General features: G+C 41.9%; 14 protein-coding genes. 4 read left to right on the top strand and 10 right to left on the bottom strand.

Annotation, left to right across the window (positions count from 1 at the left end):
* Window positions 1-47: 47 nt before the first annotated feature.
* From ACF8D3_RS11180 to ACF8D3_RS11190, 3 genes are read left to right on the top strand one after another with little or no spacing between them, the layout of a single operon-like run.
* Window positions 48-1,271: an efflux RND transporter periplasmic adaptor subunit gene (locus ACF8D3_RS11180; RefSeq protein WP_392471540.1), complete on the top strand. Its 1,224-nt coding sequence runs from the start codon at window positions 48-50 to the stop codon at window positions 1,269-1,271.
* 6 nt (window positions 1,272-1,277) lie between these two features.
* The gene (gene adeG, locus ACF8D3_RS11185) at window positions 1,278-4,457 is read left to right on the top strand and encodes a multidrug efflux RND transporter permease subunit AdeG (RefSeq protein WP_392471541.1); all 3,180 of its coding nucleotides are present in this window, start codon (window positions 1,278-1,280) and stop codon (window positions 4,455-4,457) included.
* A gap of 12 nt (window positions 4,458-4,469) precedes the next feature.
* The gene (locus tag ACF8D3_RS11190; protein WP_392471542.1) at window positions 4,470-5,939 is read left to right on the top strand and encodes an efflux transporter outer membrane subunit; all 1,470 of its coding nucleotides are present in this window, start codon (window positions 4,470-4,472) and stop codon (window positions 5,937-5,939) included.
* Between the two features lie 198 nt (window positions 5,940-6,137).
* On the opposite strand, the gene ACF8D3_RS11195 is transcribed toward ACF8D3_RS11190, so the two are convergent.
* Window positions 6,138-6,356: a hypothetical protein gene (locus tag ACF8D3_RS11195; RefSeq protein ID WP_004880972.1), complete on the bottom strand. Its 219-nt coding sequence runs from the start codon at window positions 6,354-6,356 to the stop codon at window positions 6,138-6,140.
* Between the two features lie 794 nt (window positions 6,357-7,150).
* On the opposite strand from ACF8D3_RS11195, the gene ACF8D3_RS11200 reads away from it, so the two are divergent.
* The gene (locus ACF8D3_RS11200; RefSeq protein WP_392471543.1) at window positions 7,151-8,065 is read left to right on the top strand and encodes a LysR substrate-binding domain-containing protein; all 915 of its coding nucleotides are present in this window, start codon (window positions 7,151-7,153) and stop codon (window positions 8,063-8,065) included.
* 61 nt (window positions 8,066-8,126) lie between these two features.
* Here the strand turns inward: ACF8D3_RS11200 and madM are convergent, their stop codons facing one another.
* From madM to mdcA, 9 genes are read right to left on the bottom strand one after another with little or no spacing between them, the layout of a single operon-like run.
* On the bottom strand, window positions 8,127-8,888 hold the full coding sequence (gene madM / locus ACF8D3_RS11205; RefSeq protein ID WP_392471544.1) for a malonate transporter subunit MadM: 762 nt from the start codon (window positions 8,886-8,888) through the stop codon (window positions 8,127-8,129).
* A 28-nt stretch (window positions 8,889-8,916) separates the two neighbouring features.
* The gene (gene madL, locus ACF8D3_RS11210; RefSeq protein WP_004880978.1) at window positions 8,917-9,318 is read right to left on the bottom strand and encodes a malonate transporter subunit MadL; all 402 of its coding nucleotides are present in this window, start codon (window positions 9,316-9,318) and stop codon (window positions 8,917-8,919) included.
* 49 nt (window positions 9,319-9,367) lie between these two features.
* Window positions 9,368-10,297 (bottom strand): malonate decarboxylase subunit epsilon, encoded by a 930-nt coding sequence (mdcH, locus tag ACF8D3_RS11215; RefSeq protein WP_392471546.1) that lies wholly within the window; start codon window positions 10,295-10,297, stop codon window positions 9,368-9,370.
* Window positions 10,298-10,309: 12 nt separating this feature from the next.
* Window positions 10,310-10,915, bottom strand: a complete 606-nt coding sequence (locus ACF8D3_RS11220) for a malonate decarboxylase holo-ACP synthase (protein ID WP_392471549.1) — start codon at window positions 10,913-10,915, stop codon at window positions 10,310-10,312.
* Window positions 10,906-11,733 carry a biotin-independent malonate decarboxylase subunit gamma gene (gene mdcE, locus ACF8D3_RS11225; protein WP_392471551.1) on the bottom strand — a complete coding sequence of 276 codons (828 nt, stop codon included), beginning with the start codon at window positions 11,731-11,733 and terminating at the stop codon, window positions 10,906-10,908. Before mdcE ends, ACF8D3_RS11220 begins: the two co-directional genes overlap by 10 nt.
* Window positions 11,730-12,581, bottom strand: a complete 852-nt coding sequence (locus ACF8D3_RS11230; RefSeq protein WP_392471553.1) for a biotin-independent malonate decarboxylase subunit beta — start codon at window positions 12,579-12,581, stop codon at window positions 11,730-11,732. The genes mdcE and ACF8D3_RS11230 overlap by 4 nt, the downstream gene beginning before the upstream one ends.
* Window positions 12,574-12,873, bottom strand: a complete 300-nt coding sequence (locus ACF8D3_RS11235) for a malonate decarboxylase subunit delta (protein ID WP_392471556.1) — start codon at window positions 12,871-12,873, stop codon at window positions 12,574-12,576. The genes ACF8D3_RS11230 and ACF8D3_RS11235 overlap by 8 nt, the downstream gene beginning before the upstream one ends.
* Before the next feature lie 23 nt (window positions 12,874-12,896).
* Complete coding sequence (locus ACF8D3_RS11240; protein ID WP_392471558.1) at window positions 12,897-13,763, bottom strand: triphosphoribosyl-dephospho-CoA synthase; 867 nt, start codon at window positions 13,761-13,763, stop codon at window positions 12,897-12,899.
* On the bottom strand, window positions 13,763-15,442 hold the full coding sequence (gene mdcA / locus ACF8D3_RS11245; RefSeq protein WP_392471561.1) for a malonate decarboxylase subunit alpha: 1,680 nt from the start codon (window positions 15,440-15,442) through the stop codon (window positions 13,763-13,765). Before mdcA ends, ACF8D3_RS11240 begins: the two co-directional genes overlap by 1 nt.
* Window positions 15,443-15,695: the final 253 nt, after the last annotated feature.

Consider the following 15,695-nt stretch of genomic DNA (forward strand, 5'->3'; position numbering starts at 1 on the left):
ATAACTAAAAGTCTGAAAACAGGGATCCAAATAACTAGGAGCACCTCATGTCACTTTCTCGCAAACAGCTGACGCTGTCTGCTGTCATTATTGCCATTTTTTCTACAGGTGGCAGTTTTCTTCTCTTTCAAGAAAATGCAGATGCAAAAGCTACCCCAGCAGCGAATTCTCAACCCGCAACCACAGTAGATGTAGCCCCAGTTGTCAATAAAACCATTACCGATTGGCAAGAATACTCAGGACGTTTAGAGGCGATTGATCAAGTCGATATACGCCCACAAATTTCAGGCAAACTAATTGCTGTCCACTTTAAAGATGGTAGTTTAGTCAATAAAGGCGATTTGCTATTTAGCATCGATCCTCGACCATTTGAAGCAGAACTCAACCGCGCCAAAGCTCAACTTACCTCAGCCGAGGCTCAAGTAACGTATAGCTCTGCAAACCTCAGCCGTAACCAACGCTTAATCGAAAGCAATGCCATTGCTCGTCAAGAGCTTGATCAAGCTCAAAATGAAGCTCGCTCAGCAAATGCGAACTTACAAGCGGCTAGAGCTGCCGTAGAATCTGCTCGATTGAATCTGGAATATACCCGAATTACCGCACCTGTCAGTGGTCGAATTTCTAGAGCAGAAGTGACAGTTGGAAACGTAGTTTCAGCTGGAAATGGCGCACAAGTGTTAACTCGACTGGTCTCTGTTTCGCGCTTATATGCCTCTTTTGATGTAGATGAACAAACCTACTTAAAATATATCAGTAACCAAAGAAACTCAGCTCAAGTGCCAGTGTATATGGGACTTGCAAATGAGTCTGGTTTTTCTCGCGAAGGTTATATCAGCTCCATCGACAATAACCTCGATAGTACTTCAGGCACTATCCGTGTTCGCGCTACTTTTGAAAATCCTACAGACGTTATGCTCCCAGGACTTTACGCTCGTATTCGTCTTGGTGGAGGACAACCTCGCTCAGCCATTCTCATCAATCCGACTGCAATTGGCGTAGATCAAGACAAGCGCTTTGTGGTTGTGGTAGATGCAAAAAATCAAACTGCATATCGTGAAGTTAAACTGGGTGCTCAACAAGATGGCTTACAAATCGTTGATGGCGGTTTAAAAGCTGGCGAACGTATCGTGGTCAATGGTCTACAACGAATTCGTCCCGGAGATCCAATTACACCACACCTTGTTGCTATGCCAAACGCGCAAATTATTGCAGAGAATACCACCTCACAACCTCAGCCTACAGACAAAAACTCAACTTCGGCCAAAGGTTAATCCAATATGAATATATCTAAGTTTTTCATTGATCGGCCGATCTTTGCTGGCGTGCTGTCAGTATTGATTTTGCTGGCGGGTCTACTTTCTGTCTTTAAACTTCCAATTTCCGAATATCCCGAAGTTGTGCCGCCCTCAGTTGTGGTACGTGCCCAATATCCAGGGGCAAACCCTAAAGTGATTGCAGAGACCGTGGCTTCTCCGTTAGAAGAATCTATTAACGGCGTTGAAGACATGCTGTACATGCAGTCTCAAGCAAACAGTGACGGCAATCTAACGATTACAGTGAACTTCAAACTAGGTGTTGATCCTGATAAAGCACAACAACTGGTACAGAACCGTGTTTCGCAAGCGTTGCCCCGTCTCCCAGAAGATGTGCAACGTTTAGGTGTTACAACACTAAAAAGCTCGCCCACTTTAACCATGGTTGTGCATCTAACATCTCCAGATAACCGCTACGATATGACTTATCTGAGGAACTATGCAGTCCTCAACGTCAAAGATCGTTTGGCTCGTTTGCAGGGTGTTGGCGAAGTTGGGCTGTTTGGTTCTGGCGATTATGCGATGCGAGTTTGGCTAGATCCACAGAAAGTCGCTCAACGAAATCTCACCGCCACTGAAGTCGTCAATGCAATTCGTGAACAAAACATTCAAGTTGCAGCGGGAACTATCGGGGCTGCACCAAATGATTCACCCTTGCAACTTTCTGTGAATGCTCAAGGTCGTTTAAGTACTGAACAAGAGTTCTCCGATATTATTTTAAAAACGGCTGCTGATGGTGCTGTGACCAAACTCGGCGATGTCGCGCGCGTTGAACTTGCAGCATCTCAATATGGCTTACGTTCATTACTGGACAATAAGCAAGCAGTCGCAATTCCAATTTTCCAAGCACCGGGTGCTAATGCCTTACAAGTTTCTGATCAAGTGCGTAGCACCATGCAGGAACTTTCTAAAGATTTTCCATCCTCGATTAAATACGACATTGTTTACGATCCAACTCAGTTCGTACGTGCCAGCATCAAAGCAGTTATTCATACCTTACTTGAAGCCATTGCTCTGGTTGTCGTGGTTGTAATCCTATTTCTACAAACATGGCGAGCATCCATCATTCCTTTACTCGCTGTACCTGTTTCGATTATTGGTACATTTGCACTGATGCTGGCGTTTGGTTATTCCATCAATGCACTTTCGCTATTCGGGATGGTTCTCGCTATCGGAATCGTAGTCGATGATGCGATCGTCGTGGTGGAAAATGTTGAGAGGAATATTGAAGCGGGTTTAAGCCCAAGAGATGCGACTTATCGTGCCATGCGTGAAGTGAGCGGCCCGATTATTGCGATTGCCCTGACTCTTGTTGCCGTGTTCGTCCCTCTTGCATTCATGACAGGTTTAACAGGTCAGTTTTATAAGCAATTCGCAATGACGATTGCTATTTCAACTGTCATTTCAGCATTCAACTCACTTACCCTTTCGCCTGCCTTAGCAGCGATGTTGCTGAAAGGTCACGATGCCAAACCTGATGCATTAACACGTTTTATGAATCGTGTCTTTGGACGCTTCTTTGCATTATTCAATCGCGTGTTCTCTCGTGCTTCGGACAAATACGGTCGAGGCGTGAACCGCGTCATTTCCCATAAAGCTTCAGCAATGGGTGTCTATGCTGCATTGCTTGGTCTGACCATTGGGATTTCATATATCGTTCCCGGAGGATTTGTTCCTGCTCAAGATAAACAATACCTGATTAGTTTTGCCCAATTACCAAATGGTGCTTCACTCGATCGCACTGAAACTGTGATCCGAAAAATGAGTGATGCCGCGCTCAAACAACCCGGCGTCGAAAGTGCCGTGGCATTCCCCGGTTTATCCATAAATGGCTTTACCAACAGCTCAAGTGCAGGAATCGTCTTTGTCACCTTAAAACCATTTGATGAACGTAAAGGCGCTGATCTTTCAGCCAATGCGATTGCTGGTGCATTAAATCAAAAATATGCTGCGATTCAAGATGCTTATATTGCGGTATTCCCACCACCACCTGTGATGGGCTTAGGTACGATGGGTGGCTTTAAACTACAACTTGAGGATCGTGGTGCATTAGGTTACTCAGCCCTAAATGATGCAGCGCAATCCTTTATGAAAGCAGCACAATCCGCACCCGAATTAGGGCCAATGTTCTCGAGTTATCAGATCAATGTCCCACAATTAAATGTAGATTTAGATCGTGTTAAAGCCAAACAACAAGGTGTTGCAATCACCGATGTATTTAATACCATGCAAATCTACTTGGGTTCGCAATACGTCAATGATTTCAACCGTTTTGGTCGTGTCTATCAAGTGCGTGCTCAAGCGGATGCACCGTTCCGTGCCAATCCAGAAGACATTTCACAGCTCAAAACACGAAATGATGCTGGGCAAATGGTTCCACTCTCTTCATTGGTGAAAGTCACACAAACCTACGGTCCAGAAATGGTCGTGCGATATAACGGCTACACTGCGGCAGATATTAACGGCGGTCCTGCGCCGGGATATTCTTCAAGCCAAGCAGAGACCGCTGTTGAACGCATTGCAGCAGAAACCTTGCCGCGTGGGGTAAAATTTGAATGGACAGATTTAACCTATCAAAAAATCTTAGCGGGTAATGCAGGATTGTGGGTATTTCCAATCAGCGTCTTACTCGTGTTTTTGGTTTTAGCTGCACAATACGAAAGCCTTACGCTTCCTTTGGCTGTTATTTTGATTGTTCCAATGGGTATCTTGGCAGCACTGGCTGGAGTCTGGTTCACGGGTGGCGATAATAACATCTTTACCCAAATTGGACTCATGGTACTCGTCGGACTGGCATGTAAGAATGCGATATTAATTGTCGAGTTTGCTCGTGAACTCGAAATGCAAGGTGCTACGGCATTTAAAGCAGCCGTTGAAGCAAGTCGTTTACGTTTACGCCCAATTTTGATGACCTCGATTGCCTTCATTATGGGTGTAATTCCACTCGTAACATCGACAGGTGCTGGTTCAGAAATGCGCCATGCCATGGGTGTAGCGGTATTCTTTGGCATGATCGGGGTCACGTTGTTCGGTCTATTCCTCACCCCAGCATTTTATGTCCTGATTCGTACATTGAATAGCAAACATAAATTGCATTCTGCTGTGGTACACGAAGCACCTTTACATAATTCGAATCATCGATAAGGAGGACATTTGATGAAAGCATCTACGCCAAAATGGTTATTGTCCTCACTGATAGGAAGCCTGCTGCTCGCAGGCTGCTCCCTTGCGCCTGAATACCAACCAGCGCAAGTGATTATTCCTATCAAATTCAAAGAAGCAAATTCAACACTTGAAAATGAACAATGGAAAATTGCTCAACCCGCCGATGAACACATTCGAGGTGAATGGTGGCGTGTCTTTAATGATCCTCAATTGAATGAACTTGAACAGCAAGCTATTTCAGGTAATCAGAATCTAAAAAGAGCGGCAGCAAATATTCAATCATCGCGTGCACTAAGATCAGCAGCACAAGCCGAGCGCTTACCGAGTATTGGTGCAGGTTTTGGACCGACGCGCCAGAAACCATCTCCTGCATCATTAGGACTGGATGCGAATGCACCAACCTCAGCACGTACTCTATGGCGAGCACAAGCAAACGTTTCATACGAATTAGATTTATTCGGACGGATCGCAAGTAGTGTGAATGCTGCAACAGCAGATGTTCAGCAACAAGAAGCGTTGTATCACTCTGCTCTACTTGCACTTCAAGCAGATGTTGCTCAAACCTATTTTTTGATTCGACAATTAGATACCGAGCAAGTGATTTATCAGCAGAATATCAAACTGCTCACTGAAACACGTGATTTAATGCAACTTCGTTATCGCAATGGCTTAGTCAGTGAATTGGACTTTTCTCGTGCCCAAACCGAATTATCAACTGCGCAAAGTGACGCATTAAATATTGCGCGTAGTCGAGCGACAGTTGAACATGCACTCGCAGTATTGTTGGGTAAAACGCCAGCGGAATTCAGTTTAACAACTCAACCTGTGAATTCGGATCTCGTTGTTTTGCCTGCTGGACTTCCATCCTCTCTGCTTGAACGTCGCCCTGATATCGCTGCGGCGGAACGAGCTATGGCAGCAAATAATGCACGCATTGGTATAGCCCGCGCTGCATTTTTCCCCAAATTAGATCTCACAGGTGCACTCGGATACGAGTCAGCAAGTTTAGGGAGCTTAGGGAACTGGTCAAGCCGCACCTTTTTATTAGGTCCTGTTGCGGGCACGATTTTATCTTTGCCTTTGTTTGATGGTGGACAACGTAAGGCTGGCGTTGCTCAAGCGCGTGCAGCTTATGAAGAAAGCGCCGCTGGTTATCGGCAAACCGTCTTAAATGCCTTTCGTGAAGTTGAAAATGGCTTGTCTGATCAACGCATCCTAGATCAACAAATACAGGCTCAACATTTAGCACTAAAATCGAGTAAGCATGCCAATCAACTGGCACATTTACGTTATCGTGAAGGTGCTGTGAGCTATTTAGATGTGATTGATTCCGATCGAAATCTATTACAACAGCAACAACGCGCTGCACAACTGAATGGAGATCGTATGCTTGCAAGCGTAGATTTAATCCGTGCTTTAGGCGGTGGTTGGGAATCTGTATCTGCTAAAACAGCGTTATAATCTTTTGATCGATGGCACTAGATAAGTTTTGGACTTGTCTAGTGCTTTTTTATAAAGCGTCCTACTTGAACGACGAAAACCCCACAACAATTATAGTTATGGAATTTCTTTTAAATTACTCAAAATAAATGTATCAAATCGATTGTGCAAAACCGAGAACAAACCCAAAAGTTCAGTTCTTCACACTCAACACTCAAATTAATTTGAATGAACGATATCAATAAAACGATAGATACGGCCATCTTTTGGATTTTCATAGAGCAATTCCATATTCGGTCGCAAAATCTCACCTTCAATTTCAATATGCTCAATGCGTTTAAATAAAGGAATCTCTAGATCATTTACCTTGCTAATTAAAGCAATTGCAACATTTTCGGTTTCAAACTGATCCTTTACTTTGATTTGTATATTTTTCATTGAAAAAACTTCCATTTTAAAAATTTGAAAAACACAGCTGAACTAAGGTTTAAATGAAAAAAGTGACAATAAAGTGAAAATAAAAGCAGCTGTGCGATGTAAGGTTAAGTTGATTCCATAAAGGAGTCTTGTGCTAAATTTTGCAAAGAAAATATGGCAAATTACAGCTAAACTTGTCGACAAAATGGTTGTAACAAAAAATATTAAAAATAATTTATATATTAAAAACAAAATCTTAAATAAGAACTCATGAGTTCAACACATGACGTCAACCTTTTTTAAAATGCATACTAGATCACATATTAATATAAAATTTTTCAATTATATGTCTCTGTTTTTCATTCTAAAAACTTATAGATTTTTTAAATTTTTATCTGATCATAGTGGCTAAAAGTATCTCAATCACTTTTTAGATGTTCACAATAGTAAGACTGAGATTAAGTGATAAATATAAAAAAAGCCACATCTGGAGAATGTGGCCAAGGGTATTGCTTTGCTTGCTACGGTGTTTGCCGTATCTTTAAATTAATGTACTAAACTTAAAGAAATCTGAATTTTTAAACTTTTTGATTTTAATGGGCGGTTTAACTCATTTATATGCCATCATCAAGCTGCTGATTAATCGTCAATGCACGCTAAAACCCTGAATATTAAAGCATCTAATTTTTTGACAGATTTTAGTCTAACATGGAGCATTGAGCTAAATTTTACCCTTAATATGAACTGAAGCTAAAAAGGTTCAAATACTTAGAAATATTTTTTCTAAGACCTCATCTGGTACAGGCATTATTGATATGGAAATCGATGAAGATTTAACGTTACGGAAAATTCAAATATTCCTCGCATTTATGCGTTATGGCAACCTTTCAAAAACAGCCGCCGAAATGCAAATCAGTAATGTCAGCGTACATAAAGCATTGCACTCTTTAGAAAATAGCTTGCGGTGTCCTTTATTCAAAAATGAAGGACGGAATTTAATTCCCCTAAAAAGTGCATATGTTTTACAAGAGAACTCACAGAAAATTGTTCAAGACATTGTTACCGCTGTAAATAAAACCAGAGAAGCAGCAGGTTTCGCGGCAAAAGTATTGCATTTAGGTTCGTTATATTCACTTACGGTCAATACCATTCCCAACGTGATTAGTGGTCTGAAGTTGAGGCGTGGTGAGTTGGATATTCAACTCTTGCTCAGCTCTAATCTCGATTTAGTTAAAAAATTAAAAACGACTGAATTAGATGCCATTATCGTTGCTTTAAATGAAACAACATCTGATGCTGATTTTGAAAGTTTAGCAATGTTTCAAGATGATATTTATTTAGCTGTGAATAAGAATTCTCCGCTTGCGAGTCTCAAAGAAATCGACTTAAGTACATTAAAAGATGAAACGTTTTTAACCCTATCCAAAGGCTTTGCAACACGTCATGACAGTGACGTCGTATTTGAAAAAGCAGGTATAGATCCAAAAGTTTTTTTACAAGTCAGTGATATTTTCACCTTAATCAGCATGGTGAGTACAGGAGTGGGGCTAGCTTTATTGCCCGGTCGTATCTCAACCATTTATGAAAGTTCAGTCAAGTTGATTCCTTTGCAAGCACCGTATCAAATCAAACAAGAAATTGGCTTGGTCTTTCTAAAGAGTAAGGAGCGAGATCCGAACCTCTTAGCATTAATTGCTGAATGCAGAATGTTTGCGCGACAGTATCTATAAATATTGAGGGGAAATGATTCTGTTTGAACCACCTCCCCTAATCGATTAAATCAAAATTTGTTTAACTGAAAATCGCATTTACGGTCAAGAAGAATATAGACGGTCCGAGCAAACATCCGAGTCCTGTATAAAATGTCGCAACCAATGCACCATAAGGAACTAATCTAACATCTGTACCCGCCAATCCTGCCGCTGTACCACTGGTTGTACCTGCCAAACCTCCAAAGACCATCGCAGAACGCGGACTTTTGAGATACATAAACTTTGCAAGCAAGGGTGTGCCAATCATAAAAAATACCGATTTAATCAGACCGATTGCGATAGATAATGCAATCACATCTGAACTCGCTCCAATAGCCGAACCCGTAATTGGCCCAACGATATAGGTCATGGCACCCGCACCAATCGTTGTCATTGACACAGGATCTTTGTATCCCAAGAACCAAGCAACCACAACGCCGATTGCAAAGGGCACTACACATCCTAAAAGCAAGGCAACTAATCCAACTTTACCCGCCTTTTTTACCTCTTTAACATCAACCTCGAAAGCTGTTGAAGCAATCGCGAGATCACGAATCATTGCCCCACCCAATAATGCAAATCCCGAGAAAATTGCAATATCAGATATACCCTTGGTCCCGTTTGTATAAACACCTGCAAAATAGGCAACCACCAATCCCAAAGAGATCGCAATCGCTGAACTCTGTAATTTTCCTTTGGTTAAATATTTAGACAGTAAGTGTGAAACAAACATCATTAGCCCAGTTACAGCAAGTGCTGTCACAAGTGCATTTTTACTGAGAACCGCTATTAAAGTTTCCATCTCATAATTCCTTTATGATTTTATCGTTTTACGCTGTTTTTTCCGTTGTTTCGATAGACCATTCATAAGTTTCATAGTCGCCACTAATACGATTTAAATATCGAATTACAAGTACTGTTCCGATCAGCGATGCAACGGATACAATAATTCCAAGTAAACCACCTGATAGTGCAGCAACGACATTTTGACCTGCTGACATTGCCACTACGATTGGAATGTACATACCAGACCAATATAAAATTCCGAATTGAGTGACTTGTGGTAAATAACCTTTTTTTGCCAATAGTTCTTTGGCCAATATCAGTAAAAGCATGGAAATCGCCACACCACCGACATTTGCTTTTACGCCGAGTAACATACCCAACGTATTACCAAAGTAATCACCTAATAAATGACAAATCGCTAAAATAGCTGTTCCGTATATAATCATTTTAAATTTCCTCTATCCTTTGAGTGACATCATTTTTTTTGATTAGGCGTTATACAAAATCGTTATCCTTTTGCATTGCCATAATCAGATTTTCAAGTTGTGTATTTTGAAAGGATAATAGTGTTCCTTCTTTAAATACTTTACGTGCTAAACCTGTTAAGACCGTTCCTGGTAAAGCCTCGATCTGTAAGCGTGCGCCTCGTTCCCAAGCGGCTTGAACAGTGTTTTGCCAATCAATCATCCGACTCATATTAAAAACAAGATCATCAATAATTTGAGTATCTGTTCTCAGTAGCCGTGCAGATGTACCACTTAAATATTGAATTGTAGGTTGCTGTGAATTGATTCCCTCCACGAAGCCAGCGAGCTGCTGTGCTTGTTTTTCCAATAACACACAATGTGATGGCACACTGATCTCTACTTTTTTCGTTATGGCACCTTGTTGATTTGCCAATAATCCAACCCGTTGCATAGCATCCAATGATCCCGAAATTACGATTTGATTTTCGGCATTTAGATTTGCGATAAAAACTTCTGCATCTTGCTCATGAACCTCTGAAACCCAGTTTTCAACCTGAGAGCGATCAGCTCCAATGATGGCCGTCATTCCATATCCACTTGGATAAGCTTGCTGCATCAATTGACCACGTTTCGCCACTAAGCGCACACCATCTTCAAACTGAATGACATTGGCTACTGTTGCTGCTGCCCAAGCCCCAATGGATAAACCAGCGACAAACTTGGGTTGAAATCCTTGTTCCTGTAACAATGCAGAACTCACAACACCCGCGATATATAAGCAAAGTTGAACTGAATAAGTAGACTTTAAAGCCTCAGCTTGATCTAATAACATGACGTTTTCTTTTAAAACATCAGAGGCCTGTTCAAGGTACTGATTGACCAAAGGATGTTGCGGAAGATCGTGCAACATATTGACCTTTTGAGCACCTTGCCCTGGATATACCCATATCGAGCTCATTTTGCTATTCCCTTAGCCCCAAGGATTGTCTACCAAAACAGCCTTATCATTGCGTTTTAGTAAGACATTCCCTGTTGTCCCTGCCCATTCTCTCAAGGCAACACCACCTTGTGGAGTTTGTAACTGCACATCGAGCTTCAAGTTCAATTGATCTAATAGCCCTAAGATATTTTGAGCATCCAACTTTGAAACTGGTTCATGAGCGCGAATTAATAAATCAATATCACTATTTTCATTCACCGTTTTCAGCCCAGTTGCCAGTTCAAACCCCACGCTTCCCGTATATCCCCATGACAAATTTAAACCTTGCATCAAGTTATAAACAGCGGCTAATTTCCCCTGAAGATGTGGAAATTGGCTCAAATCTGTATCAATTAAACTTTCAGGTTTCACGCATTTGCTTATGGCGTTTACTGGCATTTCTAATGCCAACCGATGGCTCCGTTGCTTACCGCGTATCCCAACCGCAATATTTCTAGGATTGGTTACTGCACGTCTAACCACCACGGGTCTTTGCTCAGACACAGCTTCAACCACCCATTGCGACACATCATCTGGCAAAAGTTCTGGAGTTATTCCCCACAGCAAATCGTGAGGTTGGAACGTGGTCATGACCATTGCTCACGTAACAGTTCACGCACGCGTTTGGACGCACTACGGTTTTCAGCATTCAAGCGATGTTTTAGATCATGGGTTCCTTGCTGTTTAATATCCGCAAAAGCTGCTGTTAATGCCTGTTGTATTTGCTGAATATCTAAAACAGAAGGTTGATCAGCATTACTCACGTCTAAAATATCTGATAACAATCCTAAAGAGTTATAACTCTCGATGTCATACGCCATTGGTGGAATATTGGCTGCTAATCGTTCTAACTCCTCAACGGTCCGTAAAGTCACGCGTGCCGCAGACTCTTTGCCCATCGCATGTACCATCACACCTTGATCTTTTAAGGCGAGAATACGATTTGCTTGATAACCATGTGCTAAAAATGCACCTGACATTGATTTTCCAACCAGCAAACTAACAATCGGATGACCTGCTAAACGGGCACGCGCATAGCTATCTACAGCTCCTGCAAGCGCTTGATGAATACCGAGCACTTCCTCTCTACGACCATAGGCCTGACTTGGTACATCAACAATACATAGGATTCCGCGTTTTTCTGCACGATCTCGATCAACTTCAATGACCTGATCAACCGCACGAGCTAATGACCATCCTTCTAATAATCCAACCTCACCTTGACGTGCTCTTGGATATAGGTTCTGTTCATTATTCACGACACAAAAAACACGAGTCGGTTTACCATTTAATTGTCCATCAGCAATAAGTAACGATGCTATTCCGCTATCAACTACCTGAAACTGATCTGTTAAAGCACCAAACCAGTGTCGTCCTCTTGATGAGTTTTTAATTGCATTTACATCCATGTTCATGCTTTTTCTCCTCGATATAATTCTTGGACTTCAGTCGGTGAAATCTGTTGAGAGGTATCCACTTGAGTCAGCTTAGATAGATAAAATTCAGCTTGTGTACTGCGTTGCACAGCTGGAATACCTTGCGCTATAAAACTAATAATTTGTTGCTTAATTTGCTCACGATCATCTTCAACAAATGCATCAACAAGCCCACTCGCAAAACGTTGTTCGCCACCCGTGATACTCCAAATAAATGGTCGATCTTTGGCGTTATATTCATTGCTACCAGCTTCTTGTTCAATTACTTGGGGGCCATTCAGCCCTAAACGGCCTTCTTGCGTGATGATCAAGTAACTACATAAACCTGCTGCAATCGACATTCCTCCGAAACATCCTACACTGCCAGCAACAACGCCTATCACAGGTTGATATTGTCTGAGTTCCACAATCGCGGATTGAATTTCAGCAATCGCGGCGAGTCCTAAATTCGCTTCTTGCAAACGAACGCCACCTGTTTCAAGTAACAAAATCGCAGTAGTAGGAATATTATTTTGGCTATCTTCTATCGCCAACTCCAAAGCACCAGCGATCTTAGCGCCACCAACTTCGCCTAAACTGCCGCCTTGGAACATGCCTTCAATAGAAATCACCACCACAGGTTTTTGCTGAATCGTTCCTTTAATAACAACAACACCATCATCGGCTTGAGGAACAATATTTTGCTTCGGTAGCCACGGCGACATCATGCGACTAAAAGGATCAAGTAACTCTTTAAAACTACCTTGATCAAACAAAGAGTTAGCCCGTTCACGTGCATCTAGCTCAATAAAACTTTGCTTGCTGAGTAAGTAATCAATATCAACCACGTTGCACCTCCTCAAAAGCCTGCTCTAAACGTAATCTCACCACGCCAGGTGTCGCACCAAAATCATGAATATCAATATGAACTGCGGGTGTATTTGATTCTAAAAAAATGCGATCGAATAAATTTTTCCACCGTTGCTCACTGCCATAAACCGATGTCATCACTTGAATGGTGGTTTTTCCTGAATGACTTGGTTCCATCAAAATTTCTAAATCACCAGAGCCAACACAGCCCACTAAAGCTGATTTTTCTGGCGAATGGCTCGCTGCAAATTCAAAATTAAGTATTTCCATTGATATATTCCCTGTTATCGAACTCAGTTGTATTGTTCAACTTCATCGAGAAACAAAAGCGTGGCCAATAAATCTGCCGCTCCGCCTGCTGATGCCCGAATGGCTAATAAGTCGTGCTCTAGTTCTTCAAGCCTTTGTTTTCCTTGAGCAGTTGAACAACCACCTAGTGCTAAAATCTGTTGAGCACCTATTTGCATCTTGTTCAAACCATCCAGTCCAGCACGATGAATCACACAGGTATCCGTAAGCTGTGCCATCATCGAAATGAGGGCATTTAAGCGTGCTTCCGACTCTGTACCCCCCTGATCGCGACTATGTCTTAACTGAGGCAAACCATGTTGCATGATCATTGGAAAACCAAGTTGAGCCTGTTGTTTAGCACCATTTACACCAAATTGCTGTCTGACTTTCTCACCATGACTCGTCTTTTGTTGAGGAACGAAACGATCTTCGATCAGTGCAATTTCACTCGCTGTCGTGCAAATATTTTCAATAAAAAATGGTTGTTTATTGAAAACTCTGAGTGCTGTAGCAGTCACCACAAGTCCAATCGACCAAATCGCCCCTCGATGAGTATTTACACCTTGCGTGACTTGCAACATACGTTGCTCGCCTTGTCGCCCCAATTGCCCAATGTCTTCTCTTAACGCCTGACAAACCTGCCCATGATGCTCTGCTGCTTCTGCCATTGCTTTGAACATAGGTGCTAGACTGCGTGCAGATCGCTCCATTAGCTCAAGCGTAAGGTCATCGTGAGCACCGCTTCCACGTTGATCAACCAGTGCTGGTTTTGGGGTTAGATTCACTTCATCTAACAATGCCGCAACTGCCATATCAGCAAGATGCTCTGAGGTACTGAAGAAACTGGTTGTTTTTAGGATTGCATTCATTACCAGCTCCTGAATTTTGCAGGAGGCTCATATAGTCCATCTGACCAAGTCACCAAATCAGCAATATTTTTTGCGGCTAACAACTCGCGTGTCGCATCTGTTCGTCGAATTCCTAAATCCTCAGGGAACACGACTAGGCCTTCTTGACGTAGTTTTTGTGTCTTTTTAGGATCTTGGCTTAGTCCAATTTCAGTCACCCCAGCAACCGCAGCGATCATGTCTCGACGCTCTTCTAAGCTGCGCGCCTTGTATAAATAGGCGATACCTTCTTCTGTTAATAAATGCGTAACGTCATCGCCATAAATCATGATTGGCGCTAAATTCATTCCTGATTTCTTAGCCACATCCACAGCATCCAAAGTCTTAACAAATGTTGGCTTACCACCTTCTTGATAAGTTTCAACCATTTGAACAACTAACTTTTTACCACGGGCTAAATACGTATCTGTATCCGTATTTCCTGCGACTCGCATATCAATCCAAGCAGGCGTTGCATGACGACGCCCACGAGGATCATGTCCCATATTCGGTGCTCCACCGAATCCCGCTAAGCGCCCTTTCGTTACAGTTGATGAATGCCCATCACCATCTACTTGCAAAGTCGCGCCAATAAATAAATCGACGGCGTACTGACCTGCAAGCTGACACATCATTCGGTTGGAGCGTAATGAACCATCTCGACCAGTAAAGAAAATATCTGGGCGCGCAGCGACATATTTCTCCATACCGAGTTCTGTACCAAAGCAGTGCACACTTTCAACCCAACCCGTTTCAATTGCTGGAATTAAGGTTGGATGCGGATTAAGCGTCCAGTTTCGGCAGATTTTTCCTTTTAGGCCTAATGACTCGCCATAAGTTGGTAGAATCAGCTCAATCGCAGCCGTATTAAAACCAATACCATGATTCAATGACTGCACTTGATGCTTTTCATAAATACCTCGGATTGCCATCATTGCCATTAAGACATGCACTGGTTTAATGTGTTTAGGATCACGTGTAAATAATGGTTCGATATAAAAAGGTTTATCGGAAACCACAACAAAATCGACCCAAGATGCAGGAATATCTACTCTTGGCAAATCAGTCACATCATCTACAAGTTCATTAACCTGCACGATTACAATGCCATCACTAAAAGCCGCAGGTTCAATTAACGCTGGTGAATCTTCCGTACTTGGGCCTGTGTAAATATTCCCTTGTCGATCTGCCATAAAACCTGCCGATAACACGACATTGGGAATCAGATCAACCAATAAACGTGAATACAGTTCGATATAAGTATGGATCGCACCGATCTCAAGCAGTCCATCCTCTAGCAGCTGACTAATACGTAAACTTTGTGTACCTGCAAAAGAAAAATCGAGTTTTCGAGCAATTCCATTTTCAAATAAATCTAAATGTTCGGCACGTCCCACACTTGGCATGATCATGTGCAAGTCATGTAAAACTTCAGGATTGGCCTTTGCCAAAGAACGAGATAAAAAGTCGGCTTGTTTTTGATTATTCCCTTCTAAAACAACTCGATCTCCGGGAGCAATCAGCGTTTCTAACACTTTGATAATATCTGCTGTTGGAATGACCACACCATCTGTGTATTTGCTTGCTATTTCCAATTTTAGTTGTTTACTATGTCGACGCTTTGTCCAAAGTCGTTCTTTATGCTGAACAGAACCTTCCATGTGTATTTCCTTGGTTATGTCTTGATCTTCTCTTATAAAAAGCTTTTTCAAGTTTCCAATCAATCAACCCCAATTGCAGTTCATTAACTTCAGGTTAATGTTATTTAGTAAAAATCCGAATTGGCTATTCCTATGCTTGAGGTTACTGATTCCTCAAATTTTCTCTTTAGTTAATTTTTATTCAGCAAAAATTAAAAAAAATAAATTTAAAAAATTAGGCAATAAAAATGATCTGAAAAGAGTTTCATTTGAA

This window comes from Acinetobacter sp. YQ_14 (genome assembly GCF_043102985.1).
Taxonomy (GTDB): Bacteria; Pseudomonadota; Gammaproteobacteria; order Pseudomonadales; family Moraxellaceae; genus Acinetobacter; species Acinetobacter venetianus.

Bases quoted from the DNA above. Each gene is read 5' to 3' on its own strand.
- ACF8D3_RS11180 (WP_392471540.1), top strand. From the start codon at position 48: ATGTCACTTTCTCGCAAACAGCTGACGCTGTCTGCTGTCATTATTGCC.
- adeG (WP_392471541.1), top strand. From the start codon at position 1,278: ATGAATATATCTAAGTTTTTCATTGATCGGCCGATCTTTGCTGGCGTG.
- ACF8D3_RS11190 (WP_392471542.1), top strand. From the start codon at position 4,470: ATGAAAGCATCTACGCCAAAATGGTTATTGTCCTCACTGATAGGAAGC.
- ACF8D3_RS11195 (WP_004880972.1), bottom strand. From the start codon at position 6,356: ATGAAAAATATACAAATCAAAGTAAAGGATCAGTTTGAAACCGAAAAT.
- ACF8D3_RS11200 (WP_392471543.1), top strand. From the start codon at position 7,151: ATGGAAATCGATGAAGATTTAACGTTACGGAAAATTCAAATATTCCTC.
- madM (WP_392471544.1), bottom strand. From the start codon at position 8,888: ATGGAAACTTTAATAGCGGTTCTCAGTAAAAATGCACTTGTGACAGCA.
- madL (WP_004880978.1), bottom strand. From the start codon at position 9,318: ATGATTATATACGGAACAGCTATTTTAGCGATTTGTCATTTATTAGGT.
- mdcH (WP_392471546.1), bottom strand. From the start codon at position 10,297: ATGAGCTCGATATGGGTATATCCAGGGCAAGGTGCTCAAAAGGTCAAT.
- ACF8D3_RS11220 (WP_392471549.1), bottom strand. From the start codon at position 10,915: ATGGTCATGACCACGTTCCAACCTCACGATTTGCTGTGGGGAATAACT.
- mdcE (WP_392471551.1), bottom strand. From the start codon at position 11,733: ATGAACATGGATGTAAATGCAATTAAAAACTCATCAAGAGGACGACAC.
- ACF8D3_RS11235 (WP_392471556.1), bottom strand. From the start codon at position 12,873: ATGGAAATACTTAATTTTGAATTTGCAGCGAGCCATTCGCCAGAAAAA.
- ACF8D3_RS11240 (WP_392471558.1), bottom strand. From the start codon at position 13,763: ATGAATGCAATCCTAAAAACAACCAGTTTCTTCAGTACCTCAGAGCAT.
- mdcA (WP_392471561.1), bottom strand. From the start codon at position 15,442: ATGGAAGGTTCTGTTCAGCATAAAGAACGACTTTGGACAAAGCGTCGA.